The organism is Streptomyces bullii, assembly GCF_042657145.1.
In the GTDB taxonomy this organism is placed as follows: domain Bacteria; phylum Actinomycetota; class Actinomycetes; order Streptomycetales; family Streptomycetaceae; genus Streptomyces; species Streptomyces bullii.
The window spans coordinates 49149-71871 of the sequence record NZ_JBHSNY010000004.1; the positions used below are offsets into that span (position 1 = coordinate 49149).

Below are 22723 nucleotides of genomic sequence, written 5' to 3' on the forward strand. Positions count from 1 at the left end.
GAGGGCGCGTGGCGATGGAGGCCGGCCCTCGCGACACCGCACAGAGCACCGAACCCGTTCCCGTCGACCGGAGCGAACCGGAGCAGGAGGCGGGCCGTCTCAGCTCCGACGGGCCCGACGAGACGCAGGGCGGCGTGACCGACGACGGCCCCGAGCCCGACGAGATGCTGGGCGGCGAGGTCGAGGTCGAGCTGCGTCCACAGCGCAGGCTGCGGCTCTGGCAGCTCGCGCCCATCGTGGGCCTGGCCGCGGTCGGCTCCCTGATGTTCGCCTTCCCGCTCGCCTTCGACTTCGGCGACAGCGGGGCCGTGATCGCCATGCTGGGACTGCTGATCTGCTCGTGCGCGGCCGGCTGGGGCATGATGGCCGCCCGCCGCGTCGGCTACACCTGGCCGGGCCTGCCGGCCCGGGGTTCCGGGCGCAGACTCGACTGGCGGGTCGTGGCCGCGTACGTCGTGGTGGTCGCCGCGGTGGTCGTCCTGGCGGTGTGGAGAGTCGCCCGGCTGCGTGGCTGACGCCCACGTCGGTCTGTCGTACCCACCCCGTACGATCGAGGAATGAGCACGCGGATCGCCTTCCTCAAGGGGCACGGCACCGAGAACGACTTCGTGATCGTCCCGGACCCCGACAACGTCATCGACCTGCCCCCGGCCGCCGTCGCCGCCCTGTGCGACCGCCGCGCCGGCATCGGCGGTGACGGACTGCTGCACGTGGTGCGGTCCGCGGCGCACCCGGAGGCCCGGCACATGGCGGCCGACGCGGAGTGGTTCATGGACTACCGCAACGGCGACGGCTCCGTCGCGGAGATGTGCGGCAACGGCGTGCGGGTGTTCGCGCGGTACCTCCAGCGCGCCGGACACGTCGCCGAGGGGGACCTCGCGGTGGCCACGCGCGGCGGCGTGAAGACCGTGCACCTGGCGAAGGACGGTGACGTCACCGTCGGCATGGGCCGCGCGCTGCTGCCCGAGGGGGACGTCACGGTGAGCGTCGGCGAGCGCAGCTGGCCCGCGCGGAACGTGAACATGGGCAACCCGCACGCGGTGGCCTTCGTCGACGACCTCGGGCACGCCGGCGACCTGCACTCCCCGCCGCCGTTCAGCCCGGCCGCCGCCTACCCGGACGGTGTGAACGTCGAGTTCGTGGTCGACCGCGGTCCGCGGCACGTGGCGATGCGCGTGCACGAGCGCGGCGCCGGCGAGACCCGCTCCTGCGGCACGGGCGCGTGCGCGGTCGCTGTGGCCACCGCCCGCCGCGACGGCATCGACCCGGCGGTCTCGGGCACCCCGGCGACGTACACCGTGGACGTCCCCGGCGGAACACTCGTGATCACCGAGCGCCCCGACGGCGAGATCGAGATGACCGGCCCCGCGGTGATCGTCGCCGAGGGCGAGATCGACGCTGAGTGGCTGGAGGACGCCGTCCGCCGGAGGGCCTGACACCGGCACGGTACCCGGTTCGTTCAGGGTGCGTTACCGGCTGCTTCACGCCAGGTGGCCGGAAACCGCTTCTCGCCGCGCGCCTCGCGGTGCAGAAACGTCACCCCGCAGGCCTTCGCTCGAATGGGTGATCCGTTTCACGCTCGGCGAGAGGCGGTCAGGCGCGCGTGCTGGGCTCGATAGCATCAAGCACCGGCCCGGACGGGGGATCCGGTCGCCATCCCCGGTGCCTCCGTACGCCCTGGGGCACCCCGTCCGCCGGTCCACGCAGCCGGAGGTGCCCATGAGCGCGGATGCCACGAACCCTGCGAGCCCAGGCCCGGTAGTGCCCACCGCGCCACGCAGGAAGGCCCGGTCACGCCTCGACCTGCGCCGCCTGGGCCGGGCCGCGCTGCTCGGGCCCGCCGCCCGCGACCGGCTGCCCGACGCCATCAGCCATGTCGTCGAGGCCCACCGTGCCCACCACCCCGACGCCGACCTGGAACCCCTGCGCCGCGCCTACGTCCTGGCCGAGTCCTCGCACCGCGGCCAGATGCGCAAGAGCGGCGAGCCGTACATCACGCACCCGCTCGCCGTGACCCTGATCCTCGCCGAACTCGGCGCCGAGACCACCACCTTGACGGCCTCCCTGCTCCACGACACCGTCGAGGACACCGAGGTGACCCTCGATCAGGTGGGGGAGCAGTTCGGCGAGGAGGTCCGCTATCTCGTCGACGGCGTCACCAAGTTGGAGAAGGTCGACTACGGCGCCGCCGCCGAGCCCGAGACCTTCCGCAAGATGCTCGTCGCCACCGGCAACGACGTGCGGGTGATGTCGATCAAACTCGCCGACCGGCTGCACAACATGCGCACCCTCGGCGTGATGCGCCCCGAGAAACAGGAGCGCATCGCCAAGGTGACCCGTGACGTCCTCATCCCGCTCGCCGAAAGGCTCGGCGTACAGGCCCTCAAGACCGAGCTGGAAGACCTCGTCTTCGCGATCCTGCACCCGGAGGAGTACGAGCGCACCAGGGCGTTGATCGTCGATAACGCCTCCCGCGCGGACGACCCGCTCGCCGAGGTCGCCGACGAGACGCGCAAAGTCCTGAAGGAGGCCGGCATCCCGGCCGAGGTCCTCATCCGGCCCCGCCACTTCGTCTCCGTGCACCGCGTCTCCCGCAAACGCGGCCGGCTGCGCGGCGCCGACTTCGGGCGCCTGCTGGTGCTCGTCAACGAGGACGCCGACTGTTACGCCGTCCTGGGCGAACTGCACACCTGTATGACGCCGGTCGTCTCGGAGTTCAAGGACTTCATCGCCGTACCGAAGTTCAACCTCTACCAGTCGCTGCACACCGCCGTCGCGCGCGAGGACGGACAGGTCGTCGAGGTCCTCGTCCGCACGCACCAGATGCACAAGGTCGCCGAGGCCGGTGTCGTCGCCCTCGGCAACCCGTACGCGCCCGCGCCCGACGACCCGGCCGACGGCGAACGCGTCGACCCCACCCGGCCCGGCTGGCTCTCCCGGCTCCTCGACTGGCAGCGGGCCGCACCCGACCCGGACACCTTCTGGTCCACCCTGCGCGAGGACCTCGCCCAGGACCGCGAGATCACCGTCTTCCGGCCCGACGGCGGCACGCTGGGCCTGCCCGAGGGGGCGACCTGCGTGGACGCCGCCTACGCGCAGTACGGCGAGGACGCGCACGCGTGCATCGGCGCCCGCGTCAACGGCCGTCTGGCGACCCTGAGCACCGTCCTGAGGGACGGCGACACCGTCCAGCTCCTCATGGGCCAGGACCCGGCCTCCGGGCCCTCCAGGGAGTGGCTGGAGCACGCCCACACGCCCGCCGCCCGGATCGCCATCCAGCGCTGGCTGGCCACCCACCCGGCGCAGGACGGCTCGCCCGTGCCCGAGGAACCCGTGACGGCCTTCCGGCCCGGCGCGGACGGGCCCGCCGGTCAGGGCTCCGGCACTGAGGGCCCGGCCGCCGGCCCGAGCGTCGAGGGGTCCGCCGACGGCCGCGCCGCCAGTGTCCTCGTCGACCGGCCCGGCGCGACCGTACGGCTCGCCGGCTGCTGCACGCCCGTACCGCCCGACGAGGTCACCGGCTTCGTCGTGCGCGGCGGAGTGGTGACCGTGCACCGTGTCGGGTGCGCGGCGGTGGCGCGCATGCGGAGCGCGGGGCGCGCGGAGACCGTCGTGCGCTGGGGCGACACCACCGAGTGCCGGGTCACGTTGGTCGCCGAATCGTTCGTTCGTCCCCATCTGCTCGCCGACCTCACCGAGGCGATGGCCGGCGAAGGCGCCGAGATCGTCTCCGCGACCGTGGAACCCCCCACGCAGCAGCGCGTACGCCACACGTACACCGTCCAGCTGCCGGACGCCGCCCACCTGCCCGTCCTCATGCGGGCGATGCGCAACGTGGCCGGCGTGTACGACGTGAGCCGCGCCCACGCGCAGGCGCAGTCACGCTCGTAGCCGGCGTCCCCTCGGCACCCGGCGCAGGCGACGTTCCCCGGTTCGGGTGGGCCGGTCGCGCGTCGCCGCCGCGGCGCACGCGCGCGCTGGTAGCCGTGGTGCATGCCGCGCACTCCGCTCCGCTCCCAGGGCCCCCGCCTCCGCCGTCGTACGGCCGCGGCGCTGCTGGCCTCCGCCGTCTCCCTCTGCCTGGTGGCCGCCGGAGCCCCCGCGGTCCCGCTCGGGGTCGGCGACCGCCTCTTCCCGTACCTGGGCAACCCCGGATACGACGTGGCCGCGTACGACCTCGCCTTCCGCTACCCGGGCGCCAACACCGAGCCCCTCCAGGCCGTCACCACGATCGACGCCTGGACGACCGCCGACCTGGACCGCGTCAACCTCGACTTCGCCCACGGCACGGTCCACTCCGTCCAGGTCGACGGCCGGCCCGCCGCGTTCGCCGACGCCGGCGAGGACCTCGTGATCACGCCCGAGGAGCCGGTCTCCCGGGGCAACTGGATGCGGATCACCGTGTGGCACACCAGCGACCCCGCCTCTCCGAAGGGCCGGGAGGGCGGCTGGGTGCGCACCGCCGACGGTCTCGCCATGGCCAACCAGGCCGACGCCGCCCATCTGGTGTTCCCGTGCAACGACCACCCCTCCGACAAGGCGCTCTTCACCATCCGGGTCACCGCGCCCGACGACCACACGGCCGTCGCCAACGGCCTGCCCACCGACGTGGACAGGTCCGGCGGGACGACGACCTGGACGTACCGGACCCGGCACCCCATGGCCACCGAACTCGCGCAGGTCTCCATCGGCCGCTCCACGGTCCTGCACCGCACCGGCCCGCGCGGCCTGCCCGTCCGGGACGTCGTGCCGACCGAACACCGCGCCGCCCTCGAACCGTGGCTGCAGAAGACCCCCGACCAGATCGCCTGGATGGAGAGCAAGGTCGGCGCCTACCCCTTCGAGACGTACGGCCTGCTCGTGGCCGACGCCACCACCGGCTTCGAACTCGAGACGCAGACCCTGGCCCTCTTCGAGCGGGGACTCTTCACCGGGTCCTCCTACCCCAAGTGGTACGTCGAGTCGATCATGGTGCACGAGCTGGCCCACCAGTGGTTCGGCGACAGCGTCAGCCCCCGTGCCTGGTCCGACCTGTGGCTCAACGAAGGGCACGCCACCTGGTACGAGGCCCTGTACGCGGAGGAGAAGGCGGGCAAGTCGCTGGAGGCGCGCATGAAGGCCGCGTACGGCGCCTCCGACCGCTGGCGGGCGTCCGGCGGGCCGCCCGCGGCGCCCAAGGCTCCGAAGCCCGGGCAGAAGATCGGCATCTTCCGGCCGAACGTCTACGACGGCGCCGCGCTCGTGCTGTACGCCCTGCGCCAGGAGATCGGCCGCCCTGCCTTCGAGCGCCTGGAGCGGTTCTGGGTGGACCGCCACCGGGACGGCACGGCCACGACCGGTGACTTCGTCCGGCTCGCCTCCGAGGTCGCCGGGCGTGACCTGGGTGGCTTCCTCCAGGCGTGGCTGTACGGCGAGAAGACCCCGCCGATGCCCGGTCACGCGGGCTGGAAGGCGGCCCGAGGGGGGAAGGACACCGCAGCGATGAAGCGGGGCGCGCTGGTGAGGGGGGCGGGCGTGTCGGGTTAGTCGGGGGCAAGGGGGTGGTGGGGCGTGCGGTCAGGCGGCTGGGTCGGAGCGGGGGGACGTCTGGGGAGGGCGGGTGCTCGGGGGACGCCGGGGAGGGCGGGAGGCGTCCGGTTGGCGGCCGTGTCCGGGACGGGGTGAGTCCGGGGGGCGGGCGCGTCCGGGGGAGCCGGGCGCGTGATAACACGGTGACGAGACGGGGCGTGCCGTGCGACCATCGTGAGGTCGGCGCGCACGGGACGCGGGAATCTCCCGGGGTACTCGTGCGTTGTGAGCAGTGACGGATTCACTCCGAACCGGCCGAGGCTCGCCGAGGCATCCGAAGCTCCGCTCCGTCGCCGCAGACGGTTTCCCATCGACGTAAGGACCCAATGACCTCCTCTTCTTCCCCTTCCCAGGACACCAAGCGCCTCGCGTACACCTATCCCGAGGGCCTTCGGGCCGATGCCCTGATGGAAGAGGACGTCGCCTGGAGCCACGAGATCGACGGAGAGCGGGACGGCGACCAGTTCGACCGCTCCGAGCGCGCGGCTCTGCGCCGCGTCGTGGGCCTCTCCACCGAGCTCGAGGACGTCACCGAGGTCGAGTACCGCCAGCTCCGCCTGGAGCGCGTCGTGCTCGTCGGCGTGTGGACCTCGGGAACCGTGCAGGACGCGGAGAACTCTCTCGCGGAGCTCGCCGCCCTCGCGGAGACGGCCGGCGCCCTCGTCCTCGACGGCGTGATCCAGCGCCGCGACAAGCCCGACGCGGCGACGTACATCGGCTCCGGCAAGGCCGAGGAGCTGCGCGACATCGTCCTCGAGACGGGCGCGGACACCGTCATCTGCGACGGTGAGCTCAGCCCGGGCCAGCTCATCCACCTCGAAGACGTCGTCAAGGTCAAGGTCGTCGACCGTACGGCCCTGATCCTGGACATCTTCGCCCAGCACGCCAAGTCCCGGGAGGGCAAGGCGCAGGTCGCGCTCGCGCAGATGCAGTACATGCTGCCGAGGTTGCGAGGCTGGGGTCAGTCGCTGTCCCGGCAGATGGGCGGCGGCAAGGGCGGCGGTCTCGCCACCCGTGGTCCCGGTGAGACCAAGATCGAGACGGACCGGCGCCGGATCCGCGAGAAGATGGCGAAGATGCGCCGGGAGATCGCGGAGATGAAGACCGGCCGCGACATCAAGCGCCAGGAGCGCAAGCGCCACAAGGTGCCCTCGGTCGCCATCGCGGGCTACACCAACGCCGGCAAGTCCTCGCTGCTCAACCGCCTCACGGGCGCGGGCGTGCTGGTGGAGAACGCCCTGTTCGCGACCCTCGACCCGACCGTGCGCCGGGCCGAGACGCCGAGCGGGCGGCTGTACACGCTGGCCGACACGGTCGGTTTCGTGCGCCATCTGCCGCACCACCTGGTCGAGGCGTTCCGCTCCACGATGGAGGAGGTCGGCGAGTCCGACCTGATCCTGCACGTGGTGGACGGTTCGCACCCGAACCCGGAGGAGCAGCTGGCCGCCGTGCGCGAGGTGATCAGGGACGTCGGCGCCACCGACGTACCCGAGATCGTCGTGATCAACAAGGCCGATCTGGCCGACCCGCTGACCCTTCAGCGGCTCCTGCGGGTCGAGAAGCACTCGATCGCGGTGTCGGCCCGTACCGGCAAGGGCATCGACAAGCTGCTCTCGCTCATCGACAACGAGCTGCCGAGGCCGTCGGTCGAGATCGAGGCGCTCGTGCCGTACACCCACGGCAAGCTGGTCGCCCGCGCCCACGACGAGGGCGAGGTGATCTCCGAGGAACACACCGCGGAGGGCACCCTGCTCAAGGTGCGGGTGCACGAGGAGCTGGCCGCGGAGCTCACGCGGTACGCTCCGGCGCCGGTTCCCGCTGTCTGACGCTCCGGCTCCCGTCGTCTGACGCCCACAGCCGGAAGGCCCGCTCCCCGCTGACCGCGAGGGAGCGGGCCTCCAGCTTGTCGGAATCACCGGCCGCCGTCCTTCCGGCTTCGGCTCAGCCGGCTGCCAGGGTGCGCCCGATCGTCACCGGTCGGCGAACTTCTCGCTGACGCCGTCGTACACGCCCTTGGCCTCCGCGCCGAGCCGCGGGCCCGCCAGCCAGCCCGACGTCACCGGGCCGATCGAGGTGTTGGAGACGAGCGCCGGCTTGCCGTCCGAGCCGGTCGCGACCCAGCCGCCGCCGGACGAACCGGCGGTCATGGAGCAGCCGATGCGATACATCGTCGGGTCGGAAGCGCTGAGCGACAGCCGTCCCGGCCGGTCCTGGCACCGGTACAGCGTCTGGCCGTCGTACGGCGGCGCGGCGGGGTAGCCGATCGCGGTCACGCTCTTGACCTGCGGCACGGCCGGGGCCTTGAAGTCCACCGGGAGCGCCGAACCGACCGTCTCCTCCAGCGACTTGCCGCCGCTGCCCTCCTCCGGCGTCACGTGGATGACGGCGAAGTCGTACGAGGCGCCGTCGCCGCCCGTCGCGCCGCCCTGCTCGATCCACTGGTCGGAGGTCTGCGCCCAGTCGCCCCACCAGACACCGTAGGGAGCGACCTCCTCACGCGCGGCGTCCTGGAGTTGCGCGCTGGACATGCCCTTGTCGTTGTACGACGGCACGAACGCGATGTTGCGGTACCAGCCGCCCTTCTTGCCCGCGTGCACACAGTGCCCCGCCGTCCACACCAGGTTGGACTTGCCGGGATGCGCCGGGTCCTGCACGACCGTCGCCGAGCACACCATCGTGCCCTCGGGGGAGTCGAAGAACACCTTGCCCGCCGTGGGGGCGTTGGCGTGGTACGACGGCGGCACGGCCTGCGCCTGGACCGGCCGCGGCTCCGGGTCGGTCACACCCTGGTCACCGGAGAGGTCGCTGTCGTCGACACCCTGGTCGTCCGGTTCCTCGGCCTCCCGCATGCGGTCCGGGTCCCACAGGCCCTCGATGATGGGGTTGATGAACTCGTTGGCCTCGCGCAGCCAGTCGTCCCTGTCCCAGTTCTTCCAGGCGCCGTTCTTCCACTTGTCGATGTCGATCCCGTGCTCCTTGAGCCGGTCCCTGATGTCGTCCGGGATCCTCAGCTTGCCGTCGTCGGAGCCGGCGGTTGCGGACGCCGAGGCCTCTCCGCCCGCCGCGGCGTCACCCGACTGGCAGGCGGTGGCGGTGAGCGCGAGCGCCGAGGCGAGGGCCACGGCGGTCAGCACGGGGGAGGTGCTGCGGCGCGGCGTCCTCCTTCGGCGAGCGGTGGACGACGGCCGTATGGATCGCATGATCTGACTCCCCCTGGTGTGAACGTACTTGGTGCCTCAGCCGTGCTCGCGCCCTGCTCCCACGCGGAGTTCGGGTCGACCTCACGGCGTGGTCCGGGACGGCACCACACACTATGCGCTCGCTGCGGGGGAGTGCCGACGGAACGGCAACGGTTCGGCTACAAGCCGTCTGACCTGGCACATCATCCGCAGACGCACCGCTTTCGTACGGCAGGGCCAAGCCGCGTCGGCGAGGTGCCGGGCACGCCAGGCCGATCCACGGCGAGCGCATCGACGGACACCTACCGTCGAGCGGCCGGTCCGAAGGAGCGGGTGACCGCGCCGGGCGGTGAGCCACACGCGGCACCGCGCACCGAGGCGGGCTGGGAGGGCCCGGGCTTCTGTGCCGGTACGGAAGCCGTGAGTACGCGTGACAGGCCGCGTACTTCCTCTTTGACCCGTAACCCGTGGAACGGACCGCGGTTGGTAGCGGTGGGGGTCTGCTGTCCGAGGGCAGCCCCTTGTGCCCGTAGCCAGGCGAGACACCGAACCGACTCGCCTCTGACAGAGCGCGGGGGTGGCCGTGGGAGGACGGGGAGTGGTGGGGCGTACGTCTGTGCCGTCTGCGAAGGCCGTCGCCGAGTGCGCCGTTGACGAGGGGCCCCGTGGCCCGGGAGCCGCGCACGAGGGCATTCTGCGACGGCGGTCCGCACGGGAGTCCGCGGCCCGTACCTACGCCCGAGCCCTGCCGATCGTGCCGGTGCGGGCACGCGGCCTGACCATCGAGGGGGCGGACGGCCGCCGCTACCTGGACTGTCTCTCCGGCGCGGGAACACTCGCGCTCGGTCACAACCACCCGGTCGTGCTGGAGGCGATCCGCAAGGTCATCGACTCCGGCGCCCCGCTGAACGTGCTCGACCTGGCGACACCCGTCAAGGACGCCTTCCTCACCGAACTGTTCCGCACCCTGCCGTCCGGCCTCCGCGACCGCGCGCGCGTGCAGTTCTGCGGACCGGCAGGCACCGACGCGGTGGAAGCCGCCTTCGAACTCGTCCGGGCCGCGACCGGGCGTACCGGCATGATCGCGTTCACCGGCGCCTACCACGGAATGACCGCGGGCGCGTGCGACGCGTCCGGCGGTGCCCACGACGTGCGAGTGGCCCGCCTGCCCTATCCGCAGGACTACCGCTGCCCGTTCGGCGTCGGAGGTGAGCGCGGAGCCGAACTCCCCGCCTGCTGGACCGAGTCCGTCCTCGACGACCCCGAGTCGGGGGTGCCCCTGCCGGCCGGGGTGATCGTCGAACCCGTCCAGGGCGAGGGCGGGGTGATTCCGTCGCCGGACGCCTGGGTGCGGCGCCTGCGGCAGATCACGGCCGCCCGCTCCATCCCGCTGATCGCCGACGAGGTCCAGACGGGGGTCGGGCGCACCGGTGCCTTCTGGGCGGTGGACCACAGCGGCGTCACGCCCGACGTGATGGTGCTGTCCAAGGCCATCGGCGGCAGCCTGCCGCTTGCCGTCGTGGTCTACCGAGACGACCTCGACGTCTGGCAACCGGGCGCCCACGCCGGCACGTTCCGCGGCAACCAGCTCGCCATGGCCGCGGGCACGGCCACCCTCGCGTACGTCCGCGAAAACCGTCTCTCCGCACGCGCGGCCACCCTGGGCTCCCGCATGCTCACCCAACTCCGGGAGCTCGCAGCGCAGTACCCCGGCATCGGTGACGTACGAGGACGCGGGCTGATGATCGGCGTCGAGTTCGTGGATGCGGAGTCGGAGCCCGGAGACACGGGGTGGGGGGTCGACGGCAGGGGTGCCCTTGATCAGCGGAGTGGTGGGGCGAAGGCGGCTCTGGAGAATGCCGGTGCCACCGGTGTCCTGGTTGATGGTTCGGCCGGGCCGGATTCCCGAGGCCAGCCCGGCATTCGGATGGCTCCAGCGGGTGGTTACGGTGCCCTGGGCGGTGGGGCGGTGGCTCGGGGGACCGTCGGCGGAGCGGGTTGCCCGGGACCTTCCGCGGTTCCCGGAGCCGACGCCTCGTTGACCCTCGGCGCCGGACACGTGGGCGCCGATCTGCCAGTGGTGCCGGGCCCTGCGCGTGGGCCTCGTCCCGCCGCTCCCCGCCTCGCCGCCGCCGTCCAGGAGGAGTGCCTGCGGCGCGGCCTGATCGTCGAACTCGGCGGCCGCCACGCGAGTGTCGTCCGGCTGCTCCCACCCCTGACGATCAGCGACGAGCAGGCCACTGCGGTGCTCGACCGACTGGCCGACGCGGTCCAGGCGGTGGCCCGGAGCCACACCCGTCAGGACCAGCCATCCACACCGCGCCGGCCACGCGGCGAAGCCCGTCCTTCCACGCACGCCGAGCGAACGGGGTGACCAGCGGCCCCCGCACAGCCGCGCCAGCTCGTTCCCCTTTCACTTCGACGGGAACATCTCTGCACCTTCCCTCCGGCGGAACGACACCGCCTCCGCACGACATCTGAGCGCACGGTCGAACTGGTCCCGGCAACTTCCCGGCCGGCACCGCACGACCCTGAACCACCGACGAGGAACCCTCTTGAACACCACCCCCGCGCCCGACGAGCGCGCCTCGGCGTCCAGCCGGACCGGCCTCCCCAGCACCCCCCGAGCGCAGGCACCGGGCCGGCCCATGGCCCTGTCGGTCCCTCACCAGAAGAGAGGAACGCAGAGCGCGGAGCGGTTGCGCGATACCGGCACCGACCTCCTGGACCACCCCGACCCGCACATCGCGGCCCAAGCGGCGGCCGTGGAGGCCCTCCTGCGCTGCTGGGTGCGCGAGACCGACCTGCCCGCCCCCGACAACGGCCTGCTCCACATCCCCCTCCCCGCCAGCGGAACGGCCTTGCTGGTTCCCGTCCACTACTGGTCCCCGACAGGCTGGCACCGCTTCGGCCTCCCGCATCTGGCCGACGCCCCCGACGATGCCCCACCGGCCGACGCGGTCACGGTCGCCGCCCTGCTCACCCGAGAGGCGCCGGCCCGGGGAAGCGGTCCGCAAGAGGCCTGGGCGGCGGACGCACTGAGGGCGGCAGCGGCGAACGACTCGCTCCTGACCCCGGGTTTCACCCCCACGCATTCGGACCCCGGCCCAGACGCCGAGCGGCACCCAGGTCGTCCCACCCCGGGCACAGCCCCCTTCCCCACCCCAGCCACCCCTCTCCCCGCAGTCGCCGACGCTGCCGACCTCGTCGCCCGGGTCGCCGACTCCACCCGCCGCGTCGCCACTTTCATCAGCGACCACCGAGACCACCCGGCCTCCAGCCCAGACCTCTTCCTGACCGCGGAACAGGCCCTCGTCCTCGGACACCCGCTGCACCCCACCCCGAAGAGCCGCGAGGGCTTCTCCGAAGCAGAAGCCCGTCCGTACTCGCCCGAATCACACGGCTCCTTCCCCCTGCACTGGATGGCTGTCGCCCCCTCCGCACTGGCCACCGACTCCGCCTGGACCGAACGGGGCCGCCGTGTCGCCGCGCCCCAGCTCACCGCCCGCCTCGCCGGGAGCGGACTGCCCCTGCCGGACGGGTACGCGGCCCTGCCGATGCACCCCTGGCAACTGCGTGAGCTGCGGCACCGCCCGGGGATCGCGGCGCTGTTGGATGCCGGGGCGCTGCGCGAACTCGGCGCTCACGGCGCCCCCTGGCACCCCACCTCCTCCGTACGAACCGTGCACCGCACCGGCGCACCCGCCATGCTCAAGCTGTCGCTCGGCCTGCGCATCACCAACTCCTGCCGTGAGAACCTCCGCAAGGAACTCCACCGGGGCGTCGAGGTCCACCGCCTGCTGCGGACCGGCCTGTCCCAGCAGTGGCGGGCCGTGCATCCGGGCTTCGACATCGTCCGCGACCCGGCCTGGATCGCGGTGGACGGGCCGGACGGCGAGCCCGTGCCCGGAGCCGACGTGGTGATCCGGCACAACCCCTTCAGTCCCACCGACGACGTCTCCTGCGTGGCCGGACTCGTCGCCCCGCGTCCCTGTGCACGACCGGGCACCGCCGCCTGCACATCCGGCCCGCACGGCCTGGCCATGCGGTCCCGGTTGGCCCAGGTCGTCACGCGCCTCGCCGCCCGTACCGGCCGACCCCTCGTGGCCGTTGCCGCCGAGTGGTTCCTGCGGTACCTCGAGCACGTCGTACGTCCTGTGCTGTGGCTGGACGCGGAGGCGGGTGTCGCCCTGGAGGCCCACCAGCAGAACACTCTGCTCCTCCTGGACGCCGACGGCTGGCCGGCGGGCGGTCGCTACCGCGACAACCAGGGCTACTACTTCCGTGCGTCTCGGCGCACCGAACTCGACGCCCGGCTCCCCGGTATCGGAGAGCACAGCGACACCTTCGTTGCCGACGGCGTCGCGGACGAGCGTCTCGCCTATTACCTGGCGATCAACAACGTGTGCGGCCTCATCGGCGCGTTCGGCTCCCAGCACCTGGCCGACGAGCGCCTGCTCCTCGCCGCGTTCCGGCGCTTCCTCCGGGAGATCGCGTCCGGTCCCGCCCGACTGCGCACCTCGCTCCCCGCCCACCTGCTCGACTCACCCGTGCTGCGCTGCAAGGCCAACCTGCTGACCCGGCTCCACGGCCTCGACGAACTCGTCGGCCCGGTCGACACCCAGTCCGTCTACGTCACCATCGCCAACCCCCTGCACTGCTGAACGCCGAGCATCCTCAAGATCGTTCACTCCCTTCATCCCTGAGGACCATGCCCTGTCCCGCCCCCTGAGAGGAGCGTTGCCGTGCCTCCCGACGACGCGAGCGCCGACGCCGGTACCGCAGCCCCCACCACCGACGTCCACAGGAACACGCAAGCCGGCTCGGGCCCCGGCACCGGTGAGTCCGCCCGGGACCCGAGCACCGGTAAGGGCACGAGCGGAACGGGGACCGCGACCGGCGAACGCACGGACTGCGAGGACACACTCGACCTGCGCTTGCCGGACGAACTCATCGCCCTCTTCGCGGAGGAGGAGACCGCCTCCGTCCTCGCGAAAGGTGTCACGGACACCGCCGGTGACCGGAGGCAGTCCCACGGCGTGCCGCGGCCCAGCGTGGCCACGCTCGCCAGCCGGGCCTCCCTCGCCACGATCGACGACGACCTGCTCGACGGCGTCGCGGACTGGGGTCCGATCGCCACCTCTGCGGGCGTGTTCCACCTGGTGCCCGTGCGCCTGGAACGGGATCTGCCCCTCATCAGCCGCTGGATGAACGACCCCGCCGTCGCGGCGTTCTGGGAACTGTCCGGGCCGCACAGCGTGACCGAGGACCACATTCGCGCCCAACTCGCCGGCGACGGCCGCAGCGTCCCGTGCATCGGTGTGCTGGACGGCACGCCCATGAGCTACTGGGAGATCTACCGGGCGGACCTCGACCCGCTGGCCCGCCACTATCCCGCCAGGCCTCATGACACCGGAATCCACCTCCTCATCGGTCCTGTCGCCCACCGAGGGCGACGCCTCGGCAGCGCCCTGCTCAGATCCGTCGCCGATCTCACCCTCGACAGAAGACCCGCCTGCGCACGCGTCATCGCGGAACCCGACCTTCGCAACACCGCCTCCGTTTCCGCCTTCCTGAGCGCCGGTTTCCGCTTCTCCGCCGAGATCGACCTGCCCGCCAAGCGAGCCGCCCTCATGGTCCGAGACCGGTCCCTGCGCCGAGTGTTGTAGCGCTGTGTCACTTCGCTTTCACGTGTGGTACACCGCTCGCGCCCCTCCGGTTCCCACTCGCGACGCTCGGATTTCCCGTTGCCCCGCACCGGCCTCCGACCCCCGCCGGTCCCGCCACTCGCGTCCCGCCCGGAGCACGGCGCATCCCCGAGACGCCACCCCGGCCTCTCGGCCCGTGACCGAACCCCCGCCTTCACCCCCGGCCGCAAAACCAGCCTGTCAGTCCCGGCCGGAACACCCCGCCGCAAGCTCTGGCCCGACCCCGCCTCTCATCCGAGGAGCCCTCCGTCTTGATCACACCCCTCGTCCCCGCCTTGATCACCCGTTTGTCAGTGCTGGGCCGTAGGGTGGTCGCGCTATGACGAAGCCCTCACTCCCCGAACTCCTGCACGCTGCCGTCACTGCCGTCGGCGGCACGGAGCGCCCCGGCCAGGTGGCCATGGCCGAAGCCGTCGCGGAGGCGATCGACGACGGTTCCCATCTCCTGGTCCAGGCCGGCACCGGCACCGGAAAGTCGCTGGGCTACCTGGTGCCGGCGCTCGCTCACGGGGAGCGGGTCGTCGTCGCGACCGCCACGCTGGCCCTGCAGCGCCAGCTCGTGGAGCGGGACCTGCCGCGCACGGTGGAGGCCCTCCACCCGCTGCTGCGCCGCCGCCCTGAGTTCGCGATGCTCAAGGGCCGGTCGAACTACCTGTGTCTGCACCGCCTGCACGAGGGCGTCCCGCAGGACGAGGAGGAAGGCCTCTTCGACCAGTTCGAGGCGGCAGCACCCACCAGCAAGCTCGGCCAGGACCTGCTGCGGCTGCGCGACTGGGCGGACGAGACGGAGACCGGCGACCGCGACAACCTCACGCCGGGCGTCTCGGACCGCGCCTGGTCCCAGGTGTCGGTGTCCTCCCGCGAATGCCTGGGCGCCTCGAAGTGCGCGTACGGCGCCGAGTGCTTCGCGGAGATGGCCCGCGAGCGCGCCAAGCTGGCGGAGGTCGTCGTCACCAATCACGCGCTGCTCGCGATCGACGCCATCGAAGGCGCCCCGGTCCTGCCCCAGCACGAGGTGCTGATCGTCGACGAGGCGCACGAACTGGTCTCCCGGGTCACCGGCGTCGCCACCGGCGAGCTCACCCCGGGCCAGGTCAACCGCGCGGTGCGCCGCGCCGCGAAGCTCGTCAACGAGAAGGCCGCCGATCAGCTCCAGACCGCCGCCGAGGGCTTCGAACGACTGATGGAGCTGGCCCTCCCCGGCCGCCTCGAGGAGATCCCGGAGGAGCTCGGGTACGCGCTCATGGCACTGCGCGACGCCTGCCGCACGGTGATCTCCTCCATCGGCGCCACGCGCGACAAGTCCGTCCAGGACGAGGACGCCGTCCGCAAGCAGGCGCTGGCTTCCGTCGAGACCGTTCACGATGTGGCGGAACGGATCACGAACGGCTCCGAGTGGGACGTCGTCTGGTACGAACGCCATGACCGCTTCGGAGCCTCCCTGCGCGTCGCCCCCATGTCGGTCTCGGGCCTGTTGCGCGAGAAGCTCTTCGCGGACCGCTCCGTCATCCTGACCTCCGCCACCCTGAAGCTGGGCGGCGACTTCAACGGCGTCGGCGCGTCCCTGGGCCTCGGCCCCGAAGGCACCGAGGGCGACGACCTCCCCCAGTGGAAGGGCATCGACGTCGGCTCGCCGTTCGACTACCGCAAGCAGGGCATCCTGTACGTGGCGAAGCACTTGTCACGCCCGGCGCGGGACGGCGACCGCGCCGACATGCTGGACGAACTCACGGAGCTGATCCAGGCCGCGGGCGGTCGCACCTTGGGCCTGTTCTCCTCGATGCGGGCGGCGCAGCTGGCTGCCGAGGAACTGCGCTCCCGGATCCCGGAGTACCCGATCCTCCTGCAAGGCGAGGAGACCCTCGGTGAGCTGATCAAGAACTTCGCGGCCGACCCGAAGACCTGTCTCTTCGGCACGCTCTCGCTCTGGCAGGGCGTCGACGTGCCGGGACCCAGCTGTCAGCTGGTCGTCATGGACAAGATCCCGTTCCCGCGCCCGGACGACCCGTTGATGAGCGCCCGGCAGAAGGCCGTGGAGGACGCGGGCGGAAACGGCTTCATGGCGGTCGCCGCCACCCATGCCGCGCTGCTCATGGCCCAGGGCGCCGGCCGGCTCGTTCGAGCGTCGGGGGACCGGGGCGTGGTCGCCGTACTGGACCAGCGCCTGGCCACCGCTCGGTACGGGAGCTACCTGAAGGCGTCCCTGCCCGACTTCTGGTTCACGACGGACCGTAACCAGGTTCGCAAGTCGCTGGCCGCCATCGACGCGGCGGCCCAGCAGGCGGAAGCACAGCAGTGATCAAAGGGTGGCCTGTCGAGGCGCCGCAAGAGGCCACCCTTTGATCCACGCCCCAGCGCCACCGGGTCGGGACAGCACAGGGCCCCGGAACCGGCGCAGGGGTCCCGGGGCCCGGTCACAGGGCGCGGCGGAGAGGGTCTTCCGCCCGCTGCTCACGCGGCCGCCTGTGAGGCGACAGGTCACCTCTTCGGCTCACTCGCCGTGGTGTCAGACGCGGCGCAGAACGGCGACCACCTTGCCGAGGATGGTCGCGTCGTCGCCGGGGATCGGCTCGTAGGCGGAGTTGTGCGGGAGGAGCCACACGTGGCCGTCCTCGCGCTTGAAGCGCTTGACGGTGGCCTCGCCGTCCAGCATCGCGGCGACGATGTCGCCGTTCTCGGCGACGGGCTGTCGGCGGACCGTGACCCAGTCGCCGTCGCAGATCGCGGCCTCGATCATCGAGTCACCGACGACCTTGAGGACGAACAGCTCACCGTCACCGACGAGCTGGCGGGGGAGGGGGAAGACGTCCTCGACGGACTCCTCGGCGAGGATGGGGCCACCGGCGGCGATCCGGCCGACCAGCGGGACGTAAGACGCGGCCGGCTTGCCCGCGGTGTCCGTGGGCTGCACTGAGGCGGCCTGGTCGGAGCCGCGCACCTCGTACGCGCGCGGACGGTGCGGGTCGCGGCGCAGGAAGCCCTTGCGCTCCAGTGCCATGAGCTGGTGGGCGACGGAGGAGGTGCTGGAGAGCCCGACCGCCTGGCCGATCTCCCGCATTGACGGGGGGTAGCCGCGTCGCTGCACGGAGTCCCTGATGACCTCGATCACCCGGCGCTGGCGGTCGGTGAGTCCGGAGCTGTCGGCCCGGATGCCGGGAGGTCGGCCCGGCAGGGAGCGCTTGTGCCCCTCAGGATTCGTGGCTTCGTTCATCGCGTGCACCGGCTCGAGTCGGCCCTGGGAGCGGTCCTGGGCAGTGATGGTGGCACTGTCTGCGGTGGTGGTCACGTCGGCCCCTCTCGATGGTCTCCCTGCAGCACAACGGTAGTTGCTTTCGAAAGGTTGCGCCAAACACACGTTCGAGTGAAAAATCGCGAATCGCCTGACGTGACTACATGTCCAGGTGTATTGCCAACACGGTCCCCGGCGGACAAATGAGCCCATTGCTGTACTCTTCACCGCCGGGACGACGACCTTGTGGGTGCAGTCTGCCATCCGGCAGCCCGTCCCCCGTGGATCGCCCCCCATCTGTGCGGGAGTCGCACGTCCCCTCCCCGGGGTGCTCACGCCGTCTCCGCATGCTGCGTCGCTGTGCCACGCGCGCGTGCGTCTGCCCGTGCGGCGCGTCGGCCGGGCGTCGCCGACACCTCCCGGTCGTGTGTCGCCCGTGTCTCTGAGGACGACACGCGCCTATGGCGTGTATGTATGAGCCAATCCCCACATCTAGTGGTTGGATTGCGGCAGCAGCCCAGAAGTTGTGGTCCCCCGGGTCTCCGCGCCCACGGCGATCGCCTATGCTTGGGGCTGCTTCGTGGGGCCCAAGAGGTCCAGCGAGGCTATTGAGTCTGCTGTGAGGAGGGTTGGAGTTCATGCACTGCCCCTTCTGCAGGCACCCCGACAGCCGGGTCGTCGACAGCCGTACGACCGACGACGGCACGTCGATCCGCAGGCGTCGCCAGTGTCCTGACTGCTCCCGTCGTTTCACGACCGTGGAGACGTGCTCGCTCATGGTGGTCAAGCGGTCCGGAGTCACCGAGCCTTTCAGTCGTACCAAGATCATCAACGGTGTGCGCAAGGCGTGCCAGGGACGGCCCGTCACGGAGGACGCGCTCGCCCAGCTCGGCCAGCGGGTCGAGGAGGCGGTGCGGGCCACCGGAAGCGCCGAGCTGACCACCCACGACGTGGGGCTGGCCATACTCGGCCCCTTGCAGGAGCTCGATCTCGTCGCCTATCTGCGCTTCGCCTCCGTCTACCGGGCGTTCGACTCGCTCGAGGACTTCGAGGCGGCCATCGCGGAACTGAGGGAACAGACGGGACGCACCGACGCGGACGAAGGCAACCGCGGGGACACGGGTGCGGGGAGCCAGGAAGACGACCGCGGGTCCGGAGGGACTGCTCAGGTCCCCGAGCCCGCAGGCGCCGCCGACTGACAGGCGGGCCGGACCCGGACGGCAGAGCCCGGGCCCGGCCGGTCGGCGGCGAGGAGAAAACCTGTCGCGGGCGATGCGAGTGGGTGCCCGCGACACCAGACAGAACACCGTGCCACGGGAACAACGGGGCACTTCAGGGCGTTTTCGCCCGTACAGGGAGGCGGCATGACAGAGACGGCGAGCGGTCCGGCACGGAGTTCCCGTGCCAAGAGCGCCAAGGCGGGCAAGGGACTGCGTGTCGAGCGCATCCACACCACCCCTGGGGTCCACCCGTACGACGAGGTGGCCTGGGAGCGCCGTGACGTCGTCATGACCAACTGGCGCGACGGCTCGGTCAACTTCGAGCAGCGCGGCGTGGAGTTCCCCGACTTCTGGTCGGTGAACTCGGTCAACATCGTCACCAGCAAGTACTTCCGCGGTGCCGTCGGCACCCCGCAGCGCGAGACCAGCCTCAAGCAGCTGATCGACCGCATCGTGAAGACGTACCGGAAGGCCGGTGAGGACCACAAGTACTTCGCCTCGCCCGCCGACGCCGAGATCTTCGAGCACGAGCTGGCGTACGCGCTCCTGCACCAGATCTTCAGCTTCAACAGCCCTGTGTGGTTCAACGTCGGCACGGCCCAGCCTCAGCAGGTCTCCGCCTGCTTCATCCTGTCCGTCGACGACTCCATGGAGTCGATCCTCGACTGGTACAAGGAAGAGGGCATGATCTTCAAGGGCGGCTCCGGTGCCGGCCTGAACCTCTCCCGCATCCGCTCCTCCAAGGAGCTGCTCTCCTCCGGCGGCAACGCCTCCGGCCCGGTGTCCTTCATGCGGGGCGCCGACGCCTCCGCCGGAACGATCAAGTCCGGTGGCGCCACCCGCCGCGCCGCCAAGATGGTCGTCCTCGACGTGGACCACCCGGACATCGAGGACTTCATCGAGACCAAGGTCAAGGAAGAGGAGAAGATCCGCGTCCTGCGCGACGCGGGCTTCGACATGGACCTGGGCGGCGACGACATCACGTCCGTCCAGTACCAGAACGCCAACAACTCGGTCCGGGTGAACGACGAGTTCATGAAGGCGGTCGAGGACGGCGGCAAGTTCGGCCTGCGTGCCCGGATGACCGGCGAGGTCATCGAGGAGGTCGACGCCAAGGCGCTCTTCCGTAAGATCGCCGAGGCCGCCTGGGCCTGCGCCGACCCCGGCATCCAGTACGACGACACCATCAACAACTGGCACACCTGCCCCGAGTCCGGCCGGATCACCGCGTCGAACCCGTGCAGCGAGTACATGCACCTGGACAACACGTCCTGCAACCTGGCCTCGCTGAACCTGATGAAGTTCCTGAAGGACGACGGCAAGGGCAACCAGTCCTTCGAGGCCGAGCGTTTCCAGAAGGTCGTCGAGCTCGTCATTACCGCGATGGACATCTCCATCTGCTTCGCGGACTTCCCGACCCAGAAGATCGGCGAGAACACGCGCGCGTTCCGCCAGCTCGGTATCGGCTACGCCAACCTCGGCGCCCTGCTGATGGCCACCGGCCACGCCTACGACTCCGACGGCGGCCGCGCCCTGGCCGGCGCCATCACCTCCCTGATGACGGGTACGGCCTACCGCCGCTCCGCCGAACTCGCCGCGGTCGTCGGCCCGTACGACGGCTATGCCCGCAACGCCGACGCCCACAAGCGCGTCATGAAGCAGCACGCCGACGCCAACGGCACGGCCGTCCGCATGGACGACCTGGACAGCCCGGTGTGGGCCGCCGCCACCGAGGCCTGGCAGGACGTGCTGCGCCTCGGCGAGAAGAACGGTTTCCGTAACTCCCAGGCGTCCGTCCTCGCCCCGACCGGCACCATCGGTCTCGCCATGGGCTGCGACACCACCGGTGTCGAGCCGGACCTCGCCCTGGTGAAGTTCAAGAAGCTGGTCGGCGGCGGCTCGATGCAGATCGTCAACGGCACCGTTCCGCAGGCCTTGCGCCGCCTGGGCTACCAGGAGGAGCAGATCGAGGCGATCGTCGCCCACATCGCCGAGCACGGCAATGTGATCGACGCCCCCGGCCTCAAGCCGGAGCACTACGAGGTGTTCGACTGCGCCATGGGTGAGCGGGCCATCTCCCCGATGGGCCACGTGCGCATGATGGCCGCGATCCAGCCGTGGATCTCCGGCGCCATCTCCAAGACGGTCAACATGCCGGAGACGGCGACCGTCGAGGAGGTCGAGGAGATCTACTTCGAGGCCTGGAAGCTGGGCGTCAAGGCGCTCGCCATCTACCGCGACAACTGCAAGGTCGGCCAGCCTCTCTCCGCCAAGAAGAAGGAGGAGGAGAAGAAGGCCGAGGAGCAGCCCGCCGTCGAGACCAAGGTCGAGAAGGTCGTCGAGTACCGCCCGGTCCGCAAGCGCCTCCCGAAGGGACGTCCCGGCATCACCACGTCCTTCACCGTCGGCGGCGCCGAGGGCTACATGACCGCCAACTCCTACCCGGACGACGGTCTCGGCGAGGTCTTCCTGAAGATGTCCAAGCAGGGCTCGACCCTCGCGGGCATGATGGACGCCTTCTCCATCGCGGTCTCCGTCGGCCTGCAGTACGGCGTGCCGCTGGAGACGTACGTCTCCAAGTTCACGAACATGCGCTTCGAGCCGGCCGGCATGACGGACGACCCGGACGTGCGGATGGCGCAGTCGATCGTCGACTACATCTTCCGCCGCCTGGCGCTGGACTTCCTGCCCTTCGAGACCCGCTCCGCGCTCGGCATCCACTCCGCCGAGGAGCGTCAGCGTCACCTGGAGACCGGTTCGTACGAGCAGTCCATCGACGATGACGAGGTCGACGTCGAGGGCCTGGCCCAGTCGGCGCCGCGCGCCCAGGAACTGAAGGCCGTCGCCACGCCGAAGGCCGAGTCCGAGGTGGTCAAGCCCGCCCCGCAGCAGGCGCACACCAGCGCCGAACTGGTGGAGATGCAGCTGGGCATCCAGGCCGACGCCCCGCTGTGCTTCTCCTGCGGCACGAAGATGCAGCGCGCCGGATCCTGCTACATCTGCGAGGGCTGCGGCTCGACGAGCGGCTGCAGCTGATGCGAGGCACCCTCCGGGTGTGACCTAGCTGGTCAGGGCGGTGGAGCCGGTTTCCCGGCGCCACCGCCCTCGGCGTCTGCGGGCCTCATGAGGGCCACGCTGGTCAACGATGTCGTGCGGACCGCGCCGCCAGGTTCTCCAGGGGGCGGGAGCTCGGCCCAGTGGCCGTCGACCAGCCCGGGCTCAGCTGTCCCACCCTCAGAAGAGGCCGTCACCGGCTCGCCGGCTCAGCGGCGTGCCGCGCCCATCGTCCTGGCGAAGCTTGCCGGATCGCCGTCGAAGCCGTGGACGCCCGGACGGAACTCCCACGGGCCGGAACCGTCCCGGACGAACTCCGCGACCGTCGCCGCCGTGGCCCCGAGGACGCCGCCGAAGTCGTCCTGGGTCAGGACCGTGTACCCCTCGCGGATGCGCAGTCCCGGATTGGTTACGCTGCCGAAGTCGCGCAGCGCGGGGTGCTGCTGGATGGCGACACCCACCACCACGCGCGCGTAGCGGGCGTCGAGCCGGTCGAGTTCGAGCGTCATGACCTCGTCGTAGCCGAACCCCTGACCGTCCTTGCTGTCCCGGTTCAGCGTGATCGTGCCGTCGGGTGCGCGGCTGCCGTGGTGCACCACATAGACCGGGTCGCCATACGGATCGCTCGCCAGGTAGGTCGCGGCGAGCAGATCGAGGTCGGTGGGCGCCTGCCCCGCCGGACTGGGGTCCCATCGCACGGCGACCTCGACCTTGCGCATCCCCTTGTTGAGGCCGTTCACCAGACTTCCCCTTCCCCGTACCGCC

Annotated in this window: 14 protein-coding genes; 11 read left to right on the top strand and 3 right to left on the bottom strand. The window is 71.2% G+C overall.

The features are described 5' to 3' along the window. Window positions 1-14: 14 nt before the first annotated feature. The 5 genes from ACFPZJ_RS11615 to hflX all read left to right on the top strand — a co-directional run bounded on the left by ACFPZJ_RS11615 (window position 15) and on the right by hflX (window position 7394). Window positions 15-515: a hypothetical protein gene (locus tag ACFPZJ_RS11615; protein ID WP_381021276.1), complete on the top strand. Its 501-nt coding sequence runs from the start codon at window positions 15-17 to the stop codon at window positions 513-515. Window positions 516-557: 42 nt separating this feature from the next. Then, window positions 558-1436, top strand: coding sequence for a diaminopimelate epimerase (dapF, locus tag ACFPZJ_RS11620; protein WP_381020248.1), 879 nt, complete (start codon window positions 558-560; stop codon window positions 1434-1436). 283 nt (window positions 1437-1719) lie between these two features. After that, window positions 1720-3891: a RelA/SpoT family protein gene (locus ACFPZJ_RS11625; protein WP_381020249.1), complete on the top strand. Its 2172-nt coding sequence runs from the start codon at window positions 1720-1722 to the stop codon at window positions 3889-3891. 102 nt (window positions 3892-3993) lie between these two features. Beyond that, window positions 3994-5526 carry a M1 family metallopeptidase gene (locus ACFPZJ_RS11630; RefSeq protein ID WP_381020251.1) on the top strand — a complete coding sequence of 511 codons (1533 nt, stop codon included), beginning with the start codon at window positions 3994-3996 and terminating at the stop codon, window positions 5524-5526. A gap of 368 nt (window positions 5527-5894) precedes the next feature. Next, complete coding sequence (hflX, locus tag ACFPZJ_RS11635; RefSeq protein WP_381020253.1) at window positions 5895-7394, top strand: GTPase HflX; 1500 nt, start codon at window positions 5895-5897, stop codon at window positions 7392-7394. Window positions 7395-7538: 144 nt separating this feature from the next. On the opposite strand, the gene ACFPZJ_RS11640 is transcribed toward hflX, so the two are convergent. Beyond that, window positions 7539-8768 carry a trypsin-like serine peptidase gene (locus ACFPZJ_RS11640; protein ID WP_381020255.1) on the bottom strand — a complete coding sequence of 410 codons (1230 nt, stop codon included), beginning with the start codon at window positions 8766-8768 and terminating at the stop codon, window positions 7539-7541. 595 nt (window positions 8769-9363) lie between these two features. Between ACFPZJ_RS11640 and ACFPZJ_RS11645 the strand changes: the two genes are divergently transcribed. The 4 genes from ACFPZJ_RS11645 to ACFPZJ_RS11660 all read left to right on the top strand — a co-directional run bounded on the left by ACFPZJ_RS11645 (window position 9364) and on the right by ACFPZJ_RS11660 (window position 16754). Next, the gene (locus ACFPZJ_RS11645) at window positions 9364-11121 is read left to right on the top strand and encodes a diaminobutyrate--2-oxoglutarate transaminase family protein (protein ID WP_381020258.1); all 1758 of its coding nucleotides are present in this window, start codon (window positions 9364-9366) and stop codon (window positions 11119-11121) included. Window positions 11122-11302: 181 nt separating this feature from the next. After that, complete coding sequence (locus tag ACFPZJ_RS11650) at window positions 11303-13411, top strand: IucA/IucC family protein (protein ID WP_381020260.1); 2109 nt, start codon at window positions 11303-11305, stop codon at window positions 13409-13411. An 81-nt stretch (window positions 13412-13492) separates the two neighbouring features. Further along, entirely contained in the window at window positions 13493-14416 is a 924-nt protein-coding gene (locus ACFPZJ_RS11655; protein WP_381020262.1) for a GNAT family N-acetyltransferase, read from the top strand. A 358-nt stretch (window positions 14417-14774) separates the two neighbouring features. Further along, a complete protein-coding gene (locus ACFPZJ_RS11660) occupies window positions 14775-16754 on the top strand; it encodes an ATP-dependent DNA helicase (protein ID WP_381020264.1) in 1980 nt (659 codons plus the stop codon). A 207-nt stretch (window positions 16755-16961) separates the two neighbouring features. On the opposite strand, the gene lexA is transcribed toward ACFPZJ_RS11660, so the two are convergent. After that, window positions 16962-17741, bottom strand: a complete 780-nt coding sequence (gene lexA / locus ACFPZJ_RS11665; protein ID WP_210589133.1) for a transcriptional repressor LexA — start codon at window positions 17739-17741, stop codon at window positions 16962-16964. A 581-nt stretch (window positions 17742-18322) separates the two neighbouring features. Here lexA and nrdR point away from each other — a divergent pair. Both nrdR and ACFPZJ_RS11675 read left to right on the top strand, forming a co-directional pair. Continuing rightward, window positions 18323-18883: a transcriptional regulator NrdR gene (gene nrdR, locus ACFPZJ_RS11670; protein ID WP_381020267.1), complete on the top strand. Its 561-nt coding sequence runs from the start codon at window positions 18323-18325 to the stop codon at window positions 18881-18883. Between the two features lie 165 nt (window positions 18884-19048). Then, complete coding sequence (locus ACFPZJ_RS11675; protein WP_381020269.1) at window positions 19049-21940, top strand: vitamin B12-dependent ribonucleotide reductase; 2892 nt, start codon at window positions 19049-19051, stop codon at window positions 21938-21940. A gap of 227 nt (window positions 21941-22167) precedes the next feature. On the opposite strand, the gene ACFPZJ_RS11680 is transcribed toward ACFPZJ_RS11675, so the two are convergent. Further along, complete coding sequence (locus tag ACFPZJ_RS11680) at window positions 22168-22698, bottom strand: TerD family protein (protein WP_381020271.1); 531 nt, start codon at window positions 22696-22698, stop codon at window positions 22168-22170. Window positions 22699-22723: the final 25 nt, after the last annotated feature.

What these genes read in the sequence shown, in the direction of transcription:
- hflX (WP_381020253.1), top strand. Translation starts at nt 5,895, where the DNA reads ATGACCTCCTCTTCTTCCCCTTCCCAGGACACCAAGCGCCTCGCGTAC.
- ACFPZJ_RS11615 (WP_381021276.1), top strand. Translation starts at nt 15, where the DNA reads ATGGAGGCCGGCCCTCGCGACACCGCACAGAGCACCGAACCCGTTCCC.
- ACFPZJ_RS11630 (WP_381020251.1), top strand. Translation starts at nt 3,994, where the DNA reads ATGCCGCGCACTCCGCTCCGCTCCCAGGGCCCCCGCCTCCGCCGTCGT.
- ACFPZJ_RS11640 (WP_381020255.1), bottom strand. Translation starts at nt 8,768, where the DNA reads ATGCGATCCATACGGCCGTCGTCCACCGCTCGCCGAAGGAGGACGCCG.
- ACFPZJ_RS11625 (WP_381020249.1), top strand. Translation starts at nt 1,720, where the DNA reads ATGAGCGCGGATGCCACGAACCCTGCGAGCCCAGGCCCGGTAGTGCCC.
- ACFPZJ_RS11675 (WP_381020269.1), top strand. Translation starts at nt 19,049, where the DNA reads ATGACAGAGACGGCGAGCGGTCCGGCACGGAGTTCCCGTGCCAAGAGC.
- dapF (WP_381020248.1), top strand. Translation starts at nt 558, where the DNA reads ATGAGCACGCGGATCGCCTTCCTCAAGGGGCACGGCACCGAGAACGAC.
- ACFPZJ_RS11660 (WP_381020264.1), top strand. Translation starts at nt 14,775, where the DNA reads ATGACGAAGCCCTCACTCCCCGAACTCCTGCACGCTGCCGTCACTGCC.
- nrdR (WP_381020267.1), top strand. Translation starts at nt 18,323, where the DNA reads ATGCACTGCCCCTTCTGCAGGCACCCCGACAGCCGGGTCGTCGACAGC.